The following is a 17,444-nucleotide window of genomic DNA, read 5'->3' on the forward strand; positions in this document are numbered from 1 at the left end:
TTGTTCCTCCTAATTTTCCTGAGTCCACTGTAAGCCGGAAGCAGCAAGGCGGACAGGGCCTTTATAAATGGTCTTGGCTTCTGCAACTAAGTCCAAATGATTACCGAAATGCGGCAAATGAGTAAGTATTAATTCCTTTACGGAAGCACGGTTCGCCAGGTTTGCTGCATCGAAGCTATTCATATGGCCTGCACCTGACCCATCCATCTCACCGTAAAAATTGCACTCGCAAAGAAGCAGGTCTGCATTTTCCGAAAAGGGAATAAACTCCTGGGTGAAGCTTGAATCAGCTGTATAAACGACTTCTGAAACACCATCAGAAATCCTCATTGCAAAGCAGTCAACCGGATGCTTTGTTTTTAAAAAACGAATGGTGAAAGGACCGATTTGAATCTGTTCATTAGGATTATAAGCCTTCCCTATTGTTGCGTCTTTATATGTAAGTCTTGCAAATTCCTTCTGATCGACAGCATGTCCATAGATCGGCAGTGCTTTATTGCTCTTTTTTAAATACGCAGCAATCAGCCTTGCAAATTGCAGAGGTCCCACATCTGAAATATGGTCATGGTGATAGTGGGAAAGAATGACAGCATCAAGCTCTTCAGGCTTCACATAATTCTGCAGCTTTGATAAAACAGCACTTCCGCAGTCTACAAGCAGCCTAAACCCGTCAGATTCAAAAAGATATCCTGATGACGCCTCATTAACAGCAGGATAACCGCCCCAAAAACCAACAACTGTTACCTTCATTACAATCCTCCTTTATTTATATTCCTACCTCTCAATATACCCATTTTTATAAAAAATTGCATGTTTTATGATATTGTTACAAAACAGATGTTGACATGTCATCATCTGTTATAATACAATGACATTAACAACAACTTGGAGGGGATACCAATGTTAGTTAAAATGACTGAATTTTTCAAAAACCTGCCTGCAAAGAAGTGCTTGGAGTGCGGGGATAAAATTGAAGAACAGCATGAGTGTTATGGCAATACATGCGATAAATGCATGAAAATTAATCACATTTAACCTTCGTTCATCCTAACAATACCTATATTTATAGAAAGAACCTTGCGTTCTTTCTCTTTTTTTATGCAAAAAAAGACACTGATTTTTCAGTGTCTCCTCCGCTATTCTAAACTTCTCTGTCCCAGTGGCGATGCTCGGCTGCAGCTGCAATAAATGCATCAGAGAAAGTCGCAGCTTTTTCTGCATCTTCAGCTACTACTACGCCTGAACCATTGCCAATTCCTGCTGCCTCTAGAATCTCGGCAGCTTCATATGCTGCCCCAATCGCTTTGAAATGGCTGAAGCCTTCTTTCAAGAATGCAATCGCTTCTTTTTTCTGCAATAAGAGGTCCCTGCTTTTAGCACCTCCTGCAACGTAAATGGAGTCAAATAAAACGGAATCACTGGTTAGGAAAGTATGATCCACTTCAAGCTCGTGACCGTCATCACTTTTAAGCGGGCTCAGGGTGTGACTGACCACTTCTGGCGTCATACCTGCTGCTTCCAAAGCACTTAAGAATGGATTTAGTTGAGAAGCATTGTATCCGTCCTCAACTAGAACAGCTACTTTGCGTGTATCCGGAACTTTTATTGTTTTTTCCTGACTGAGTGCAGGGGATGAGTTCGTTACACCTGACTCTGAAGTATCCTTATTGACGGCAGCCCCAATGCCGGCTGCGACTTCTTCTGCAAGCCTCCTATCTATGGCACTGATCATGTCTACAACCTGCTGCTGAACATCTTTGCTCTTCACTTTTCCAAGCTCAAAGCGGAAGGCTGCAGTCATGTGCTGCTTTTCAATTTCTGTCATGCTGTTCCAGAACAGCTTAGCCTGTGAAAAATGATCCTTAAAGCTTTCACTGCGCTGACGGATTTTACTTCCCTCTACCTTTTCCTGATAATGGACATAGCCGCCTTCTTCCTCTGCAGCGGGATGAGGGTCATTTTGAGCAAGCGAATTTTTGTGATAAGCTGTCTGACCGCGATTGATCGCCATACGGTGCATGCCGTCTCTTTGGTTGTTATGGAACGGACAGACGGGACGATTAATCGGAAGCTCATGGAAGTTTGGACCTCCAAGTCTTGAGAGCTGTGTATCTGTATATGAAAATAAACGCCCCTGAAGCAAAGGATCATTTGAAAAATCAATGCCCGGCACTACACTGCCCGGATGGAAGGCAACCTGCTCTGTTTCGGCAAACACGTTATCCTGATTGCGGTCCAGTTTCATTTTTCCAATCAATTTTACCGGAATGATTTCCTCCGGCCATAGTTTTGTCGGATCGAGAATGTCAAAGTCGAAGTTAAATTCATCCTCTTCTTCTATCATTTGAACACCAAGCTCGTACTCAGGATAGTCACCATTTTCGATAGCTTCATAGAGATCCCGTCTATGAAAATCAGGGTCTTTTCCTGCAAGCTTTTGAGCTTCATCCCAGACAAGAGAATGAACACCAAGCTTCGGCTTCCAGTGGAATTTAACAAAACGTCCCTTTCCTTCCTCATTTACAAATCTGAATGTATGTACGCCAAATCCCTCCATCATCCGGTAGCTTCGCGGGATTGCCCTGTCTGACATTGCCCACATAATCATATGTGCTGATTCCTGATTGTTAGCAATGAAATCCCAGAACGTATCGTGAGCAGTAGACGCCTGAGGCATTTCATTATGCGGTTCAGGTTTTAATGCGTGTACCAAATCCGGAAACTTAATCGCATCCTGAATGAAGAAAACCGGAATGTTATTTCCGACTAGATCATAATTTCCTTCTTCCGTATAAAACTTCGTTGCAAATCCCCTTACATCCCTTACTGTATCACCTGAACCCCTGGAGCCCGCCACCGTTGAAAAACGGACAAATACAGGGGTTTTAACAGATGGATCCTGAAGAAATTTAGCTTTTGTGAACTCTTTCATCGGCTCGTAAACCTGAAAATAACCATGAGCCCCGTAGCCCATAGCATGCACAATTCGTTCAGGAATGCGCTCATGATCGAAATGAGTCATCTTTTCCCTGAAATGAAAATCTTCCATTAATGTTGGGCCCCTGACACCCGCTTTCAAAGAATGCTCATCATCTGAAACACGCAGCCCCTGATTCGTTGTCAGCTTTTTCCCCGTATCATCCACCCGGTAGGCTTCTAACTGTTCGTCCTTGCTATTTTTAGAATGCTTGTCCAATTGGATTCATTCCTTCCGTTCTATTATATTTACTCTATTGAATTACCACATATTTTCGACATTGAAACCCTCCTTAGGTTATTCTCCATCCATCAAAAAAGACACTGCTTTAATCAGTGTCCTGTAAGTGCTCTATTCGAGATTGTTATTTACCAGCTAAACTTTCGCCAAGTTTTTGATCACTGTCGAATCCCTGACGATAAGCTTCAGAGGAAACTGATAAATTTCATGAGAATGATAGATTTTCCTGTTGATTTTATCAATCATCACATCCATTGCTTTTTTAGCCATTTCTCCAACTGGCTGCTGAACTGTTGTAATCATTGGATCAAGCAGTTCAGTAATCGCCTGGTTATCAAAGCCTACGACGGCAAGCTCCTCCGGAACGTTCCATCCATTCTTCTTTGCTTCAGAAATGATTCCTGCTGCTACTTCATCAGCACCAGTAAAAACAGCTGTAGGCTTCTCCTTCAGCTCTTTTAATTCATGGAAAACCCTCTTCCCGTCTTCAATATTAAAGGCGTCCCTGAACGCTGCTTTTTCGTCAAAAGGCAGTCCTGCTTCTGCTAAGGCTTGTTTAAATCCTCTTTCCCGATCTTTTGCAACATTGCTTCTGTGGCCTCCGCAGCAATAAGCAATATGTCTGTGTCCCTGATCAATCAAGTGCTTTGTCGCTATGTAGCCTCCAAATGCCTGATCTAATCGGATCATAGGGACTTTTGCATTCTCTTCAAACTCATTGCATAATACGATTGGGCCGTACTCCATATACGGTTCGATTTTACTCCAGTCATTTTCAAGGGATGCAAGGATGACGCCATCAACCTGTTTTGTTTTAAGCAGGTTTAAATATTTAAGTTCTTTAGTTTTGGAATATTGTGTCTGGCAGACAATCAGCTGATAGTTTCTTTCAGACGAAGCAATCTCCAATGACTCAATGAACTGGCTGAAAAAAGGATTAAGAACTCTTGGAATAAACACAGCTATAATTTCAGTTTTTTGATTGCGAAGACTTCTGGCAGAAGAATTAGGCACATAACCAAGCTCTTCCATCGCTTCTAATACAACCCTTTTTTTAGATTCAGATACATACGGATGGTTGTTGATGACTCGTGATACCGTGGTCCTTGACAGTCCTGCAAGTCTGGCAACATCCTCAATTGTAGACACTTGCTTTCCCCCTCATCTCGCGAACGAATGGTGTCCCTATAAAAATGAAATCGTTCTCATCTCCCATTATATTTTAAAATGTAAGGGCTTTCAATATATAAAAAGATTGATTGTTTCTGCACTTATCGTTTAATAATTATTCATTGACTTCTTCTTAACCCTTTTAAATGATTTGTTTAAAAACAGATGCTGCCCTCTAACCGGCACTTTTCAATACAAAAAGCATTTGTGCTCGCAGATCCCTCTGAATATTTCCAGAAAAAAACGCCTAAAGCATATCGCTTTAGACGTTTTTTCATTAGGAAGCGGCCTCTTCTAATTCTTCACTTTTATTCTTTCTTAAAGCAAAGAAGAAATAAACAATAGTACCTATCATCATAGCACCGATAAAGACAGCCAAGATTCCTGCCTGCTGCCACATGAAGGCGAAGTCACCAGATGAGATGACTGCTTTGAAGCCTGAGACTGAGTAGGTCATCGGCAGCCATGCGTTAAAAATCTGCAGCGCATTTGGAATCAGTTCAAGCGGGAATGTTCCTGCGCTTGTTGTAAGCTGTAAAATCAGAATGATGATCGCAGCAAATCTTCCCGGATCACCTAATGTTGTAACTAAGAATTGTACAAGTGTAATAAATGTCAGACTCGTAATAATACTGAACAGGATAAAATATGGAACACTTTGTACTTCAATGTTTAATCCATATAATAAGACCGCATCTGCAAGCAATGCCTGAATCACGCCAATGACTGCGAGAATGCCGAACTTGCTCATAAACCAGCCGATAGCACTTTTAGGTTCGCCAGCCGCCTGTCTCAATGGGAATACAATTGAAAGCAGCAATGCCCCAACAAATAAACCAAGTGACAAAAAGTAAGGTGCGAAGCCTGTTCCATAGTTAGGAACCGCATTTACTTTTTCATCTTTCACTTTTACAGGATCGGAAATCATGTCGTACGTCTTATCTGAAGTGCCAGTGTCTTTTGTCTCTTCTGCAGCTTCTCCAAGTTTAGATGATAGCTCACCTGTTCCTTCTGACAGTTTGCCAACACCTTCATCTACTTTGCCGGCACCGTCTGCAAGCTGATTCGTACCGTCTTGAAGGGCGGATGATCCATCTGCAAGTTTCGAAATTCCTGAGTTGAGTTCACCGCTGCCTGCTGCAAGCTTGGCAGATCCTGCTTTTGCTTCGGCGAATTTCTGATTATATGTTTCTAATCCGTTTGTAAGCTTTTGCTGGCCGGTTAAAAGCTTGCCTGAACCATCGTATAAAGCTTCTTGACCTGCAACAAGCTTATCTATTGCAGTTTCAACCTGTTTTTGCCCTGCTGCAAGCTGCCCGGATTTTTCTGAAAGGGCAGCGGCGCCGGTGCTCAAATCAGAAGCACCTTTTGAAAGAGCCATAGATTTTTCGGAAAGTGTTGATGCGCCTGCTTCAGCCTTTTGAGCTCCTGCTGAAAGCTGTCCAAGACTGCTCTCAAGCTGCTTGCTTCCTTCTGATAATTGATTTACACCCTTTGCTGCCTCAATTAATTTTTGTTTTTCAGCTTCAGGCAAAGGAAGCTTTTCAATTTGAGGAAGCATAACGGCTAACTGATCATTCAAACTAGATAACCCGGCTGATAATTCAGCAGCTCCTGCATGTGCAGCCTGATTTCCGCTCGAAAGTTCATTTAAACCGGTTGAGAGATCTCCTGCACCGGCTGATAATGCTTTGCCTCCGTCAGCCAGCTGATTTAAACCGCCAGACAGTTCTCCCGCACCTGCGCTAAGCTTCGCTGAACCGTCTGTTAACTGTGGAGCTGATTCCTGCAGCTTTTTCATGCCTGCGAGAGATGTACCTAATCCTTCGTTCAGCTTAACGGTTCCTGCTTCAGCTTCAGCAGAGCCGCCCTGAAGCTGCTTTCCGCCGTCCTGAAGCTGACCAAGTCCGCTGTCCAAGCTTTTAATGCCATTTGTCAATTCCTTTGATCCAGCTGATGCACTATTCAGCCCATCTTTAAAGCTGATTGATTTCTCAGCCAAAAGTTGAAGGTTTTCCTTCAGTTTGCCTGATCCGTCTTTCAATTCGCCTACACCGTTATTAATCTCGCTCGCACCGTCACTAGCCTGACCAATACCATCTGCAAGCTTGTCGATGTTTTCAAAAATACTCTCTGCATAGGTTTTCGTAATCGTATTTGAGACTTCTTCTTTTATTTGAGCAACAGCTGTTCCGCCAATCTGCCCTGATAAAAAGTTAAAGCCTTCATTCGGTACGTATTTTAATTCAAGTGACTGAGGGTTTTCATCCATTAGAGTTGTTGCGTTCTTAGAAAAGTCCTCAGGAATTTCAATCATCATATAATATTGTTCATTTTCAAGGCCTCTTACTGCTTCATCCTTTGAGACAAAATCCCATTTGAACTTTGGATTGTCCCTCAAATTATCAACCAGCTCTGACCCAATCTTCAAATCAGTTCCTTCGTAGTCTGCCCCAGTGTCTTCATTTACCACTGCAACCGGCAGCTGATCTAATTGTTCATATGGATCCCAAAAAGCCCAAAGGAACATTCCGGCGTACATCAGCGGAATAAATAAAACAGCAAGTACAGGAATTAAAACTTTTTTGTTGGAAACTAAGGCTTTCCATTCTTTCGCTATTAAGCTCATTCAAAAATCTCCTCCTATAAATATACAAATTGACCAATTTGTTCATTTGGTCAATTCTGTTTAAAAAAATGAGGACCATCTATTTTGACAATCCCTTTAATAAGTAAAGCTGAAAAAGATCTGCTATTTCCGCTTTTTCGAGCGGTTCGTGATTTTTTTCCCAATCGAATATAAGGGAAATGTAAAGCTTTACCATGACGAATGCCGTTACTTCAGGATTGCATTCCCGGAGCTCGCCTTTTGCAATTGCAGCTTCTATCTTTGTTGCAATAAATAGCAGAATCATTTTCTCAAGGCGCTGCACAACCTCCTGGACGGCAGGAGTACCAACATCTGTACTTTCTTGAAAGATCTTGATCGTGAATTGATGTTTTTTCCGAAATTCAAGCAGGCTGTAAAGAGCACGATGTACATTTTCGAAAAAAGGCAGATCATCATCCATTGCTTTTTCTGCTTCTATTTTCATTTCAGCAAGAAGCGTAGTAACAATTTCATCAAAAAGTTCTTCCTTGTTTTTGAAAAAAGTGTAGATGGTCCCTTTGCCCACGTTGGCAAGCTTTGCGACAGAGTCCATTGTTGTAGCCTTATAACCAAATTGTGTAAACGACCTCTTTGCAGCCTCCACAATCAAATGTTTTCGATCAATGCTCAACTGCCTAACCTCCATCCAGAATGACCAAATGACAATTTTGGTCAATTAGTACAGGAATAAATATATCACATGACTTCCCCACAATCAAGATTTAAATAAATGAATCATCAAAAAAACAACTCTCTATTAAAGAGTTGCCTTTTTAAGGTAGTCCAATGCATTAGCTACAGCCATTTTTCCCTGATCAATACAATCTGGGATTCCTACACCGGAAAAGGAAGCACCGGCTAAAAACATTCCTGGATATGAATTCATGATTTTGGTTTTCAAACCTCAAGAATTTCTTCCTGATGACCGACGTTATATTGCGGCATCGCTTCTTTCCATCTTGAAACGACGGTGAAATCCGGTTTTTTATCAATCTTCATGATTTTGTTTAAATCTTCTAAAACAGCGGCAATAATTTCATGATCAGGCTGCTCCACAATCGCCTGATCGCCAGCTTTTCCTACATATGCCCGGATCAGCGCTTTGCCTTCCGGTACCGTATGAGGCCATTTTCGGTGAGTCCATGTACATGCAGTAATCGTGTAATCACCATTTCTGGAAATAACAAATCCTGTGCCATTCCCTGCAATATCAACGTCTTCTTCAGGGAAAGCCATGGCAACAGTAGCGACCGATGTTGAGGGCATTTCCTGCAAATATTGATAATTTTCTTTATCAGGCAGCATGTTCGCGGTCTGGTGATGAGGAGTTGTAATGATAAGGGAATCAGCTTCAATAATCTCCCCATTGCTTAACCGGAGAATATATCCAGCGGTAGTTTTTGCAATGCTTTCTACTTTAACGCCTTTTAAAATCTTTGTATCTGTAAGCTTGCTTTCTGCGGCATCCACCAAACTCTGCAGTCCGCCTTTTACGGTTTGAAAAATACCTTTTTTTCGGGCTGGTTCATGTTTTTGGTTCGATGCAGGCAGTCCTTTTTTCATACCAAGTATCAAGCTGCGGTGATCCTGCTCCACTTTATGAAATTGCGGAAAAGTTGACAGTAAACTCAGCTTGTCTATATCCCCTGCATATATCCCTGAAAGGAGAGGTTCGATCAGATTTTCTACAACTTCATTCCCAAGACGTCTTCTAAAAAAATGACCCAGTGATTGATCACCCGTTTCCCGTTTCGCAGGAAGGATAAAATCGCCGGCAGCTCTTGCTTTCCCCAGAATGGAAAATAACCCTGTCGTAACAAATGGAAGGATTTGTGTAGGGATTCCCATTACGGCGCCTGCAGGTATTGGATGCAGCCGATCTCCTGCAAGGACATATGATCGTCCTGTTGCATTGTTTACAAGCTCTGACTGGAGTCCAACATCTTTAACAAACTGCGGTGCACTTGCTTTTCTTTCTAGAAACGAATCAGGTCCGCGTTCAATGATAAATCCATCTTTATGGACTGTCTGAATTTTACCGCCAAGTCTTGGACTTGCTTCAATCATGATTGACTCTGCCTGCAGGTTGTTTTCCTGTATTTCTTTTTGCAAGTAAAATGCCGCGGATAATCCAGTTATCCCTCCGCCAATGATGACAACTTTCTTTTTCTTGTCAGTCATTGTTTATCGCCTTCTTTTTTGTTTACTTTTGGACTCTCCACAGAAAGAGCCTTACTTTTTCATAGATAGTTCTTTTAAAACAACCGTTGCCAGACAGTCGATGAATTCGTCTTTGGCATTTGGCATTTCCGGTCTGTAATACTTGGCGCCAAGTTCGTCTGCAACAACTTTACATTCATAATCATTATCAAATAAAACCTCTAGATGATCTGCAACGAAACCTACTGGTATATAGACAAACGTGCGGTATCCTTTTTGTTCATATAGATCTCTTGTTAAGTCCTGTACATCTGGTCCAAGCCAAGGTTCAGGTGTATTTCCCGCACTTTGCCAGCCGACTTCATAGTTTTCAATGCCTGCAGCTTCTGCAATCAGATCAGCTGTTTCCTTAAGCTGATTAGGATATGGATCTCCGGCTGCAATAATCTTTTCAGGCAGGCTGTGTGCAGATACAATTAAAACAGCTTTTTCTCGTTCTTTTGAGGTCATTGATGTATATGTTTCTTTTACTTTTTTCGTCCAGTAATCGATAAATTTAGGCTCTTTATACCAGCTCTCAACAGATGTAATCTCTAGTCCGCCCAGATTTTCTGCTTCCTGCTTTGCCCGCCCATTATATGATTTGATGCTGAAAGTTGAGAAATGAGGCGCAAGCACGATGCTGACGGCTTCTTCAATGCCATCTTCTTTCATTTGCTTCACAGCATCTTCAACGAAAGGCTCAATATGTTTAAGTCCCAGGTACATTTTAAATTGCACTTCATCCTGAACAGCATTTAAATGTTCTTCAAGGGACTTGGCTTGATCCAATGTAATTTTAGCAAGAGGAGAAATGCCGCCAATTGCCTCGTAGCGGTCCTTTAAATCCTGCAGCATTTCAGGAGCAGGCGGACGGCCGTGTCTAATATGTGTGTAATAGCGTTCAATGTCTTCCTCTTTATATGGTGTTCCGTATGCCATAACGAGCAGACCCATTGTTTTCTTTGTCATTTTCCTACTCCTCTTTGGTTAGTTATAAGATCTAGTCTTATTTTGCCTTACTCAGGGCAATATTCCAAATCAGATGCTCTCCGCGCGCTTGGCAGTTTTTGTATAATCATGAATAAAACCTGTTAATCTTCTGAGAACATCCGGACTGACAGAAGGGAAAACACCATGTCCAAGGTTAAAAATATAACCGTCCTGCTTCATTCCCTGATCAAGAATGTTTTTAGCACGTTCTTCAATCACTTCCCAAGGCGCAAGAAGGATTGCAGGATCCAGATTTCCCATTAACGTTTTTGTCAGTCCAATAGAGCGGGCCTGATCTACTTGCAGTCTCCAATCAAGACCGACTACATCAAGCGGCAGGTCGTGCCATTCATGTGCAAGATGACTTGCTCCCACACCAAACATAATCATCGGAACATTTTCCTCCTTCATTGAAGTGAAAATGCGTTCCATTACAGGTTTAATAAAGTAACGATAATCCGATTCATTTAATGCTCCGACCCATGAATCAAAAATTTGAATCGCCTTTGCCCCTGCTTTAATTTGAGCCTTCAAGTAAATGATGGTCATGTCTGCAAGCTTATCCATAAGCGCAAACCAAGCTTTCGGCTCTGCGTACATAAATGCTTTTGTTTTGTTGTAGCTTTTAGACGGTCCGCCTTCAATCATGTAGCTTGCCATTGTAAATGGAGCTCCCGCAAACCCGATTAATGGAACATTTAATTGCTCTGTTGTCAGCAATTTAATCGTATCCAGTACATATGGAATGTCGCTTTCAGGGTCGATTTCGCCAAGCTTTTCAACGTCTGACAGTGATCTAATTGGATTATCTATTACAGGACCAATCCCTGACTTGATTTCTACATCTACCCCAATCGATGGAAGCGGTGTCATGATATCCTTATATAAAATAGCCGCATCTACACCATACTGCTCCACCGGCAATCTCGTGACATATGCACAAAGCTCGGGCTGATGTGTAATCTCAAACAGACTGTATTTTTCTTTAATAGCACGGTACTCAGGCTGCGATCTTCCTGCCTGCCTCATATACCATACAGGAACATGATCTGTTTTTTCACCTCTGCACGCCCTAAGGAATGTATCATTAAACTGCTTTGTATCCGTCATAAATCCTCAAATCCACCTTTCTATGTAAAACAAACACGCTATCCTAAGTTTTTGCTTCTTACACTATAACTGTTTCAATCTTGCTTGTATAGATTTCACAATTAAATGTCAAAAAATTGACGTAAAAACCGAAAAGCGGAGCCGACTGTTTAGCTCCGACAGGCAGATAAAAATTCACCGGAAAAGTCCGGGTTTGACTTTTTCGGTGAATTTGTTCTGACCGAGGAGTTAGGAGGCGGAGCTAGACAACACCGAAAAGCGGAATCGCCCGTTTAGCGCAGGCAGACAGATAAGGATCCGGCAGGAAAGGCGCTTTTTGCCTATACTGGCGGAGCCGTTCTGGCCGAGGAGCTGGGCGATGGAGCTAGACAACACCGAAAAGCGGAGCCGGCTGTTTAGCTCCGACAGGCAGATAAAAATTCACCGGAAAAGTCCGGGTTTGACTTTTTCGGGGAATTGTTCTGACCGAGGAGTTAGGCGGCGGAGCTAGACAACACCGAAAAGCGGAGCCGGCTGTTTAGCTCCGACAGGCAGATAAAAATTCACCGGAAAAGTCCGGGTTTGACTTTTTCGGGGAATTGTTCTGACCGAGGAGTTAGGCGGCGGAGCTAGACAACACCGAAAAGCGGAGCCGGCTGGTCAGACCCGACAGACAGATAAGGATCCGGCAGAAAAGTCCGGTTTTGACTTGACTGCCAGATCCTTCAAGGGCTTAGCGCAAAACCAGACATCTGCCAAAATTAAATCTAATAAAAGCTGAAATACTGCCTGCTATTAAGGAGCTGATGTAAATAGTTTTGGTTTTACAGGTTTTGAGCCTTTGCCTTCTTGTTCAGTTTGCTCATTATAAGGAACAACTTTATAGGAAGCCTCTGAGAAAAGGTTAGAATAAGGGATTTCATATGAATCTTTTCCTTTAACATAACCAACAAGCTTGTCCTCATTTCCTATTGTTTCATAAATCCTGTAGACGACACGGTCATCCTCCTGAGCTTCCCAGTTCAGTGTGACGGTGAATAAACCAAGCGGCTTGAAAGTATATTTTGCGTCAACCGCACCCAGGTTTTTCAGTCTGATTGGTTCTTCCAAATCCTCTGCATCTTTTGGAAGGCTGAACGCAACATCCTGATCTTTCGAAGTATTCATCAAGATTTCTTTAAAAAGTCTCGTTGGATAGGAACTGCCATGTGTTAAATGCTGCTCCCGATTTGTCTTATCGTAGCCCATCCAGAGAGCACCTGAGACTTTCGGGGTGTAGCCTACAAACCATGCATCTTTCACAGCGCCTTTTTTATCGACATAAGAGGTTGTTCCTGTTTTTCCGGCAAGCTCACCTTCGTACGAACCTGTCTGTCCTGTTCCGTCGTCAACAACCTCTTGAAGCATCCTCGTCATATTCCATGCAGTCTGGGAAGAAAAGATACGCTTTTTCTCTAGTTTCACTTCACCAATTCTTTTTGACTCACGGTCCTCTATCTTTTGGATAACAAACGGCTCACTATAAACTCCATACTCAGCAAAAGATCTGTAGGCATTTGCAAGCTGCAGGGGTGAAACCCCGTCCTTTAATCCGCCGAGGGCAATCGAAAGACCGTTATCCTCTATTGAAAGACCCGACTTCTCGAGGTACTTCTTGCTTTTTGAAATGCCGATTTCATTTAATGCCCATACAGCTGGAGCATTTTTAGAAGCAGCAATGGCGTCATACATGGTTACTTCTTCATCATATTGCTGATCATTATTTTTTGGCTGATACCCGTTATATGAAGCCGGTTTGTCCTCAAGAAGAGAATATGGGCCGAATTCGTCTTCCTCCATTGCCGGGGCATATACGGCAAGCGGCTTAAAAGTTGAACCCGGCTGTCTTTTAGTATTGACGCGATTAAACCCTTTTTGTGTATAATTTCTGCCTCCGATCGCAGCCAGAACCCCTCCGGATTTATTATCAAGAAGGACAAATGCTCCTTCTGCATGCTGATCTGTTCCCGGAAAATATTCTTCTTTTTTGAACAGCTCGTAGGCTGTTTCCTGCATTTCCGTATTTATAGGAACCGTGACCGTATAGCCTCCCCGCATTAACTCTTCATTAGATAAAGCATATCTTTCTTTTGCTTCGTCCATGACCATATCAATGTATGTTATAAGCCACGGCGTTTCGGATTCTTCCGAGATGTTTAAACCCAGCGTCTTCCCTTGTGAGCGGACGACTTCTTCAGGTGTCAGATAATTCTGATCGCCCATCAAACTTAAAATCGTATCACGGCGCTCTTTGCTTTTTTCAGGATGAAGAATCGGGGAATAATTCGAAGGTGCTTTTGGGAGACCCGCAAGCATTGCTCCTTCTTCGACCGTCAGATCCTTTGCATCCTTATTGAAATAATAAAGTGCAGCGCTTTGAATGCCGTATGCACCATGACCGAAATACACCTGATTTAAATACATTTCAAGCAGTTTATTCTTACTGTATTTATTTTCAAGACTCATGGCGATGGCAGCTTCTTTTGTTTTTCTTAAAAGAGACTTCTCATTAGAGAGAAACGTATTTTTTGCAAGCTGCTGAGTAATTGTGCTTCCGCCCTCTACTTTCTGGCCTGCAATCAAATCTTTATACAAAGCTCTCGTTATAGCCTTCATATCAATTCCATTATGTTCATAAAACCGTTTATCTTCTACAGCAATAAATGCATTGCGTACATGTGCCGGAATCTCTTTTATCGTGACAGGCTCGCGGTTCTGCAAATACAGCTCTGCGACCTCGCTGCCTTTTAAATCCACTAAAGTAGTTGTCGAATCCATAACTAGCTTTTTCTCATCAATTGAATAATCGCCGATCACTAAAATAAGCAGGTAGACTGCAAAAGAAATAATAGCTGTTGAAAGCGCAACAGTTGCTGAAAGGATGATTTTTTTCCGCATGCCATCACCTACAATTCGTTTAATTTAGATAAGCTTATTATTGTTAAAAAAAGGAATGAATATGTACAACGGAGGCTGAAAATAGCAATAATTGTGCAATCATTGTTATAATGAAACAAAAAGAGGTGAATGTAAAATGAATTTTTATGTCACATTTGGAACTGCAGACTATTTAGCTAAAACGGCATCTGGACATCAAAATGAAAAAATGCTTCTTATGCAAAATGAGGATAAAGGGATTCTATTACATGAAAGCGATGCCCCTTCCCTTTTTAAGGAGCCTAAAAAATACGAGGTTCTTGATGGCGCGGGTGACTTCCAAAAAGGAAGCTATGCTGTGCTGAACAATATCCCTGTATCTGATGAAGGAAAGCCTCTCTTTGAACAGCGCTTCAAAGAACGGGCCAGAATGATTGAAGGCGAGCCGGGATTCGTCGCGATTCGCGTCCTTAGACCTGTAAAAGATGATACATATGTCATTCTTACTCTATGGGAAGATGAATCCTCATTCAAAAACTGGCAGCAATCAAAATCCTTTGAACAGGCTCATAAAAAAAGAGGGACAAGCGAAGGTGTGGACCAAAAAACGATTTTCCCAAGACCTTCTTACGTTACAGTCTACCATGCTGTATCTGAATAAATGAAAAAATTGAACCCCTCGCATTTAGCGCGGGTTTTTTATTTCAAACATAAGATTTTTGAACACATCAGTCCTAGCGCTGCCTCCTAACTCCCTGGTCATAACGGCTCCGCTTTTCTTGTGACAATATTTCCTTGGAAATGACAGCATTCTACTAAAATACTGCCCCCTATTCTTTATAAAATAACAATCACACCCTGCTATGCCGGACATAACCTGTATTACAGGAATTTAGGCATATACAGGAGTGATTACTTATGGGAGCTGAGTTAACGCTCATACATTGGTTTTATGTGTTTTTTATTATAAGCATCATAGGCTTTATGCTTTTTAGAAGAGATACAACAGTGATCAGCATTATTGGAATCATTGTCATTTCTTTTGTTGCAAGCCACTCTATGAGTCATTCAATTACAAGTGTCTTTAACAGCTTCATTTATGCTATTACTGAGCTGCTCCCTACAATCCTTGTTATCTCTATCATTGTTTCAATGAGCAAGATTTTAGAAATAACCGGAATCAATGAATCCATGGTGTCGCCATTTACGAAAATCATTCGCAATCCAACGCTTGCCTACTGGACAATTGGACTATTAATGATGACGATTTCTTGGTTTTTCTGGCCTTCGCCCGCTGTTGCCCTGATTGGCGCCGTACTGCTTCCTGTTGCCATTAAAGCAGGGCTCCCGGCATTAGGGGCAGCAATGGCCATGAACTTATTCGGCCATGGAATTGCTCTCTCAGGCGACTTTGTCATTCAAGCCGCTCCAAAACTTACTTCAGATGCAGCCGGTCTTCCGATTACTGATGTAATCAGCGCGTCAATTCCGCTCGTTATTGTGATGGGGACAGTTACAACCTTAACAGCTTATTGCTTCTTAATGAGAGATATGAAGCTTGGAAAGTCTTTCCCTTCTCTTACAATGCCAATCTCTGCTGAGAAAAAAACGCAGCTGCTGACAGGCAGGATGAAACTGTTTATGGCCTTGTTTATCCCTATATTGTTTGTGATTGATATTCTTCTAATGATTAAGCTTAACTTGCAGGGCGGAGATGCAACAGCTTTAATCGGAGGAACAGCGCTTGTGATTCTGCTTTCCGTTTGTTTGCTTGCCCATAAAAATGCAAGTCTTGAAAAAACAACCGGATACATGATTGAAGGGTTTCAGTTTGGCTTTAAGGTGTTTGGTCCTGTCATTCCAATTGCAGCTTTCTTTTATCTGGGAGATGCCGGATTTATAAAAATTGTCGGCGACTTTTTGCCAAAAACTTCACAGGGAATAGTCAATGACCTCGGGGTTGCTCTCGCATCTGTTGTTCCATTAACAAAAGAAATCGGTGCTATTACACTGACTGGTGTTGGCGTGCTTACAGGTCTTGATGGCTCTGGGTTTTCAGGTATATCGCTTGCAGGCTCAATAGCCAGCTTGTTTGCCTCAGCAATTGGTACGGGAGCTGCTACTTTAACCGCATTAGGCCAAGTCACAGCCATCTGGGTGGGAGGCGGAACACTCATTCCATGGGCGCTGATTCCTGCTGCTGCCATTTGCGGAGTCGATCCATTTGAACTCGCAAGACGAAATATTCTGCCTGTGACCATTGGGTTGATTGTGACAACGATTGTGGCTATGTTTCTTATATAAATAGAAAAAGTAACGTCCCAAGTTCATTTATCCACCTATAATTGACTTTTATCAACCGAATTTACGAAATTTATCCACCAAAGCTTAAAATGACCAGCATCCAGAGATAAAGACCGTCATATAAATAGAGGCACTCCCGAAAGAGTGCCTCTTTGAATTGCGTCCGAACTGTTTCAAACAGATACACCGCTCTTTTTGCTTCTTGCAGCAAAAAGAAATTCATTCAGTTTGTCATAGACCGCAATCACAAAAATTAAACAAATCAGACCAATGAAATATCCGCCAATCACATCAGATAAAAAATGAGCATTCGTGACAACTCTGCTCATGCCGATCAGCAGCATCAGAATGCCGACAGCAGCGTAAAGCCACCTTCTTACTGCTGCTGACGCTATTTTCCCTGCAAGCAAATAGATTAAAAACCCATAGAAAATAACTCCGACCATTGCATGTCCGCTTGGAAAACTGAAGCCTTCTTCAATATGCAGGGGTTCAAGAGGCCTTTCACGCCCAAAAAAGCTTTTTAGTGCTTTGTTCAGAAGGTTTCCCAGATAAACAGCCAAAACAATCATTAGCGGCTGAAGAATATGCTTATATAAAAGTGCTAGTAAGATAGCGGCAAGAGCCAGTAAGCTTATGATTCCTGTTTTCGAAGCAAGGAATCCTATACCATCTAAAAAAGAAAGCAGGAAATTTGAGTTGTGAACCCATGAAACGGCCTCACGCGCAGCTGCATCTGCCTGCTTTGTAAATGCAGTATCCATCGAAAGAAGGATTCCGGCTGTAAGAATAAGAAAATATGCAATCAAGTAACTTTTTTTCATCTTTTACCCCTTCCGAACTTTATTCTTGTAATTTTCAAACAATTTATCTAGAATTTATTGTAATATCTGTATTTATTTTATC

General features: G+C 42.0%; 12 protein-coding genes and 1 pseudogene. 3 read left to right on the forward strand and 10 right to left on the reverse strand.

The window, feature by feature from the left end; translation table 11 throughout:
- Positions 1-9: 9 nt before the first annotated feature.
- Positions 10-750: an MBL fold metallo-hydrolase gene (locus tag QFZ72_RS24035; protein ID WP_307438485.1), complete on the reverse strand. Its 741-nt coding sequence runs from the start codon at positions 748-750 to the stop codon at positions 10-12.
- 150 nt (positions 751-900) lie between these two features.
- Between QFZ72_RS24035 and yhfH the strand changes: the two genes are divergently transcribed.
- Positions 901-1,035 (forward strand): protein YhfH, encoded by a 135-nt coding sequence (yhfH, locus tag QFZ72_RS24040; RefSeq protein WP_070879296.1) that lies wholly within the window; start codon positions 901-903, stop codon positions 1,033-1,035.
- Positions 1,036-1,141: 106 nt separating this feature from the next.
- Here the strand turns inward: yhfH and QFZ72_RS24045 are convergent, their stop codons facing one another.
- The 8 genes and pseudogenes from QFZ72_RS24045 to QFZ72_RS24080 all read right to left on the reverse strand — a co-directional run bounded on the left by QFZ72_RS24045 (position 1,142) and on the right by QFZ72_RS24080 (position 14,255).
- The gene (locus QFZ72_RS24045; protein WP_373464628.1) at positions 1,142-3,196 is read right to left on the reverse strand and encodes a catalase; all 2,055 of its coding nucleotides are present in this window, start codon (positions 3,194-3,196) and stop codon (positions 1,142-1,144) included.
- A 156-nt stretch (positions 3,197-3,352) separates the two neighbouring features.
- On the reverse strand, positions 3,353-4,366 hold the full coding sequence (locus QFZ72_RS24050; protein ID WP_307438490.1) for a LacI family DNA-binding transcriptional regulator: 1,014 nt from the start codon (positions 4,364-4,366) through the stop codon (positions 3,353-3,355).
- Between the two features lie 298 nt (positions 4,367-4,664).
- Entirely contained in the window at positions 4,665-7,016 is a 2,352-nt protein-coding gene (locus tag QFZ72_RS24055; RefSeq protein ID WP_307438493.1) for a YhgE/Pip domain-containing protein, read from the reverse strand.
- 79 nt (positions 7,017-7,095) lie between these two features.
- Entirely contained in the window at positions 7,096-7,668 is a 573-nt protein-coding gene (locus tag QFZ72_RS24060; protein ID WP_307438495.1) for a TetR/AcrR family transcriptional regulator, read from the reverse strand.
- Positions 7,669-7,794: 126 nt separating this feature from the next.
- Positions 7,795-9,218: pseudogene (gene hemY / locus QFZ72_RS24065) on the reverse strand (protoporphyrinogen oxidase).
- A gap of 51 nt (positions 9,219-9,269) precedes the next feature.
- Positions 9,270-10,208: a ferrochelatase gene (gene hemH, locus QFZ72_RS24070; RefSeq protein WP_307438498.1), complete on the reverse strand. Its 939-nt coding sequence runs from the start codon at positions 10,206-10,208 to the stop codon at positions 9,270-9,272.
- Between the two features lie 69 nt (positions 10,209-10,277).
- Positions 10,278-11,339, reverse strand: a complete 1,062-nt coding sequence (hemE, locus tag QFZ72_RS24075) for a uroporphyrinogen decarboxylase (protein WP_307438500.1) — start codon at positions 11,337-11,339, stop codon at positions 10,278-10,280.
- Positions 11,340-12,113: 774 nt separating this feature from the next.
- Positions 12,114-14,255 carry a transglycosylase domain-containing protein gene (locus QFZ72_RS24080; RefSeq protein WP_307438503.1) on the reverse strand — a complete coding sequence of 714 codons (2,142 nt, stop codon included), beginning with the start codon at positions 14,253-14,255 and terminating at the stop codon, positions 12,114-12,116.
- A 136-nt stretch (positions 14,256-14,391) separates the two neighbouring features.
- On the opposite strand from QFZ72_RS24080, the gene QFZ72_RS24085 reads away from it, so the two are divergent.
- Both QFZ72_RS24085 and QFZ72_RS24090 read left to right on the forward strand, forming a co-directional pair.
- On the forward strand, positions 14,392-14,895 hold the full coding sequence (locus QFZ72_RS24085; protein ID WP_307438505.1) for an antibiotic biosynthesis monooxygenase family protein: 504 nt from the start codon (positions 14,392-14,394) through the stop codon (positions 14,893-14,895).
- A gap of 257 nt (positions 14,896-15,152) precedes the next feature.
- A complete protein-coding gene (locus tag QFZ72_RS24090) occupies positions 15,153-16,538 on the forward strand; it encodes a hypothetical protein (RefSeq protein ID WP_307438507.1) in 1,386 nt (461 codons plus the stop codon).
- A gap of 173 nt (positions 16,539-16,711) precedes the next feature.
- Here the strand turns inward: QFZ72_RS24090 and QFZ72_RS24095 are convergent, their stop codons facing one another.
- Positions 16,712-17,362 (reverse strand): phosphatase PAP2 family protein, encoded by a 651-nt coding sequence (locus QFZ72_RS24095; RefSeq protein WP_307438509.1) that lies wholly within the window; start codon positions 17,360-17,362, stop codon positions 16,712-16,714.
- Positions 17,363-17,444 lie beyond the last annotated feature (82 nt).

Origin of the sequence: Bacillus sp. V2I10, from assembly GCF_030817055.1 — a bacterium.
Taxonomy (GTDB): Bacteria; Bacillota; Bacilli; order Bacillales; family Bacillaceae; genus Bacillus_P.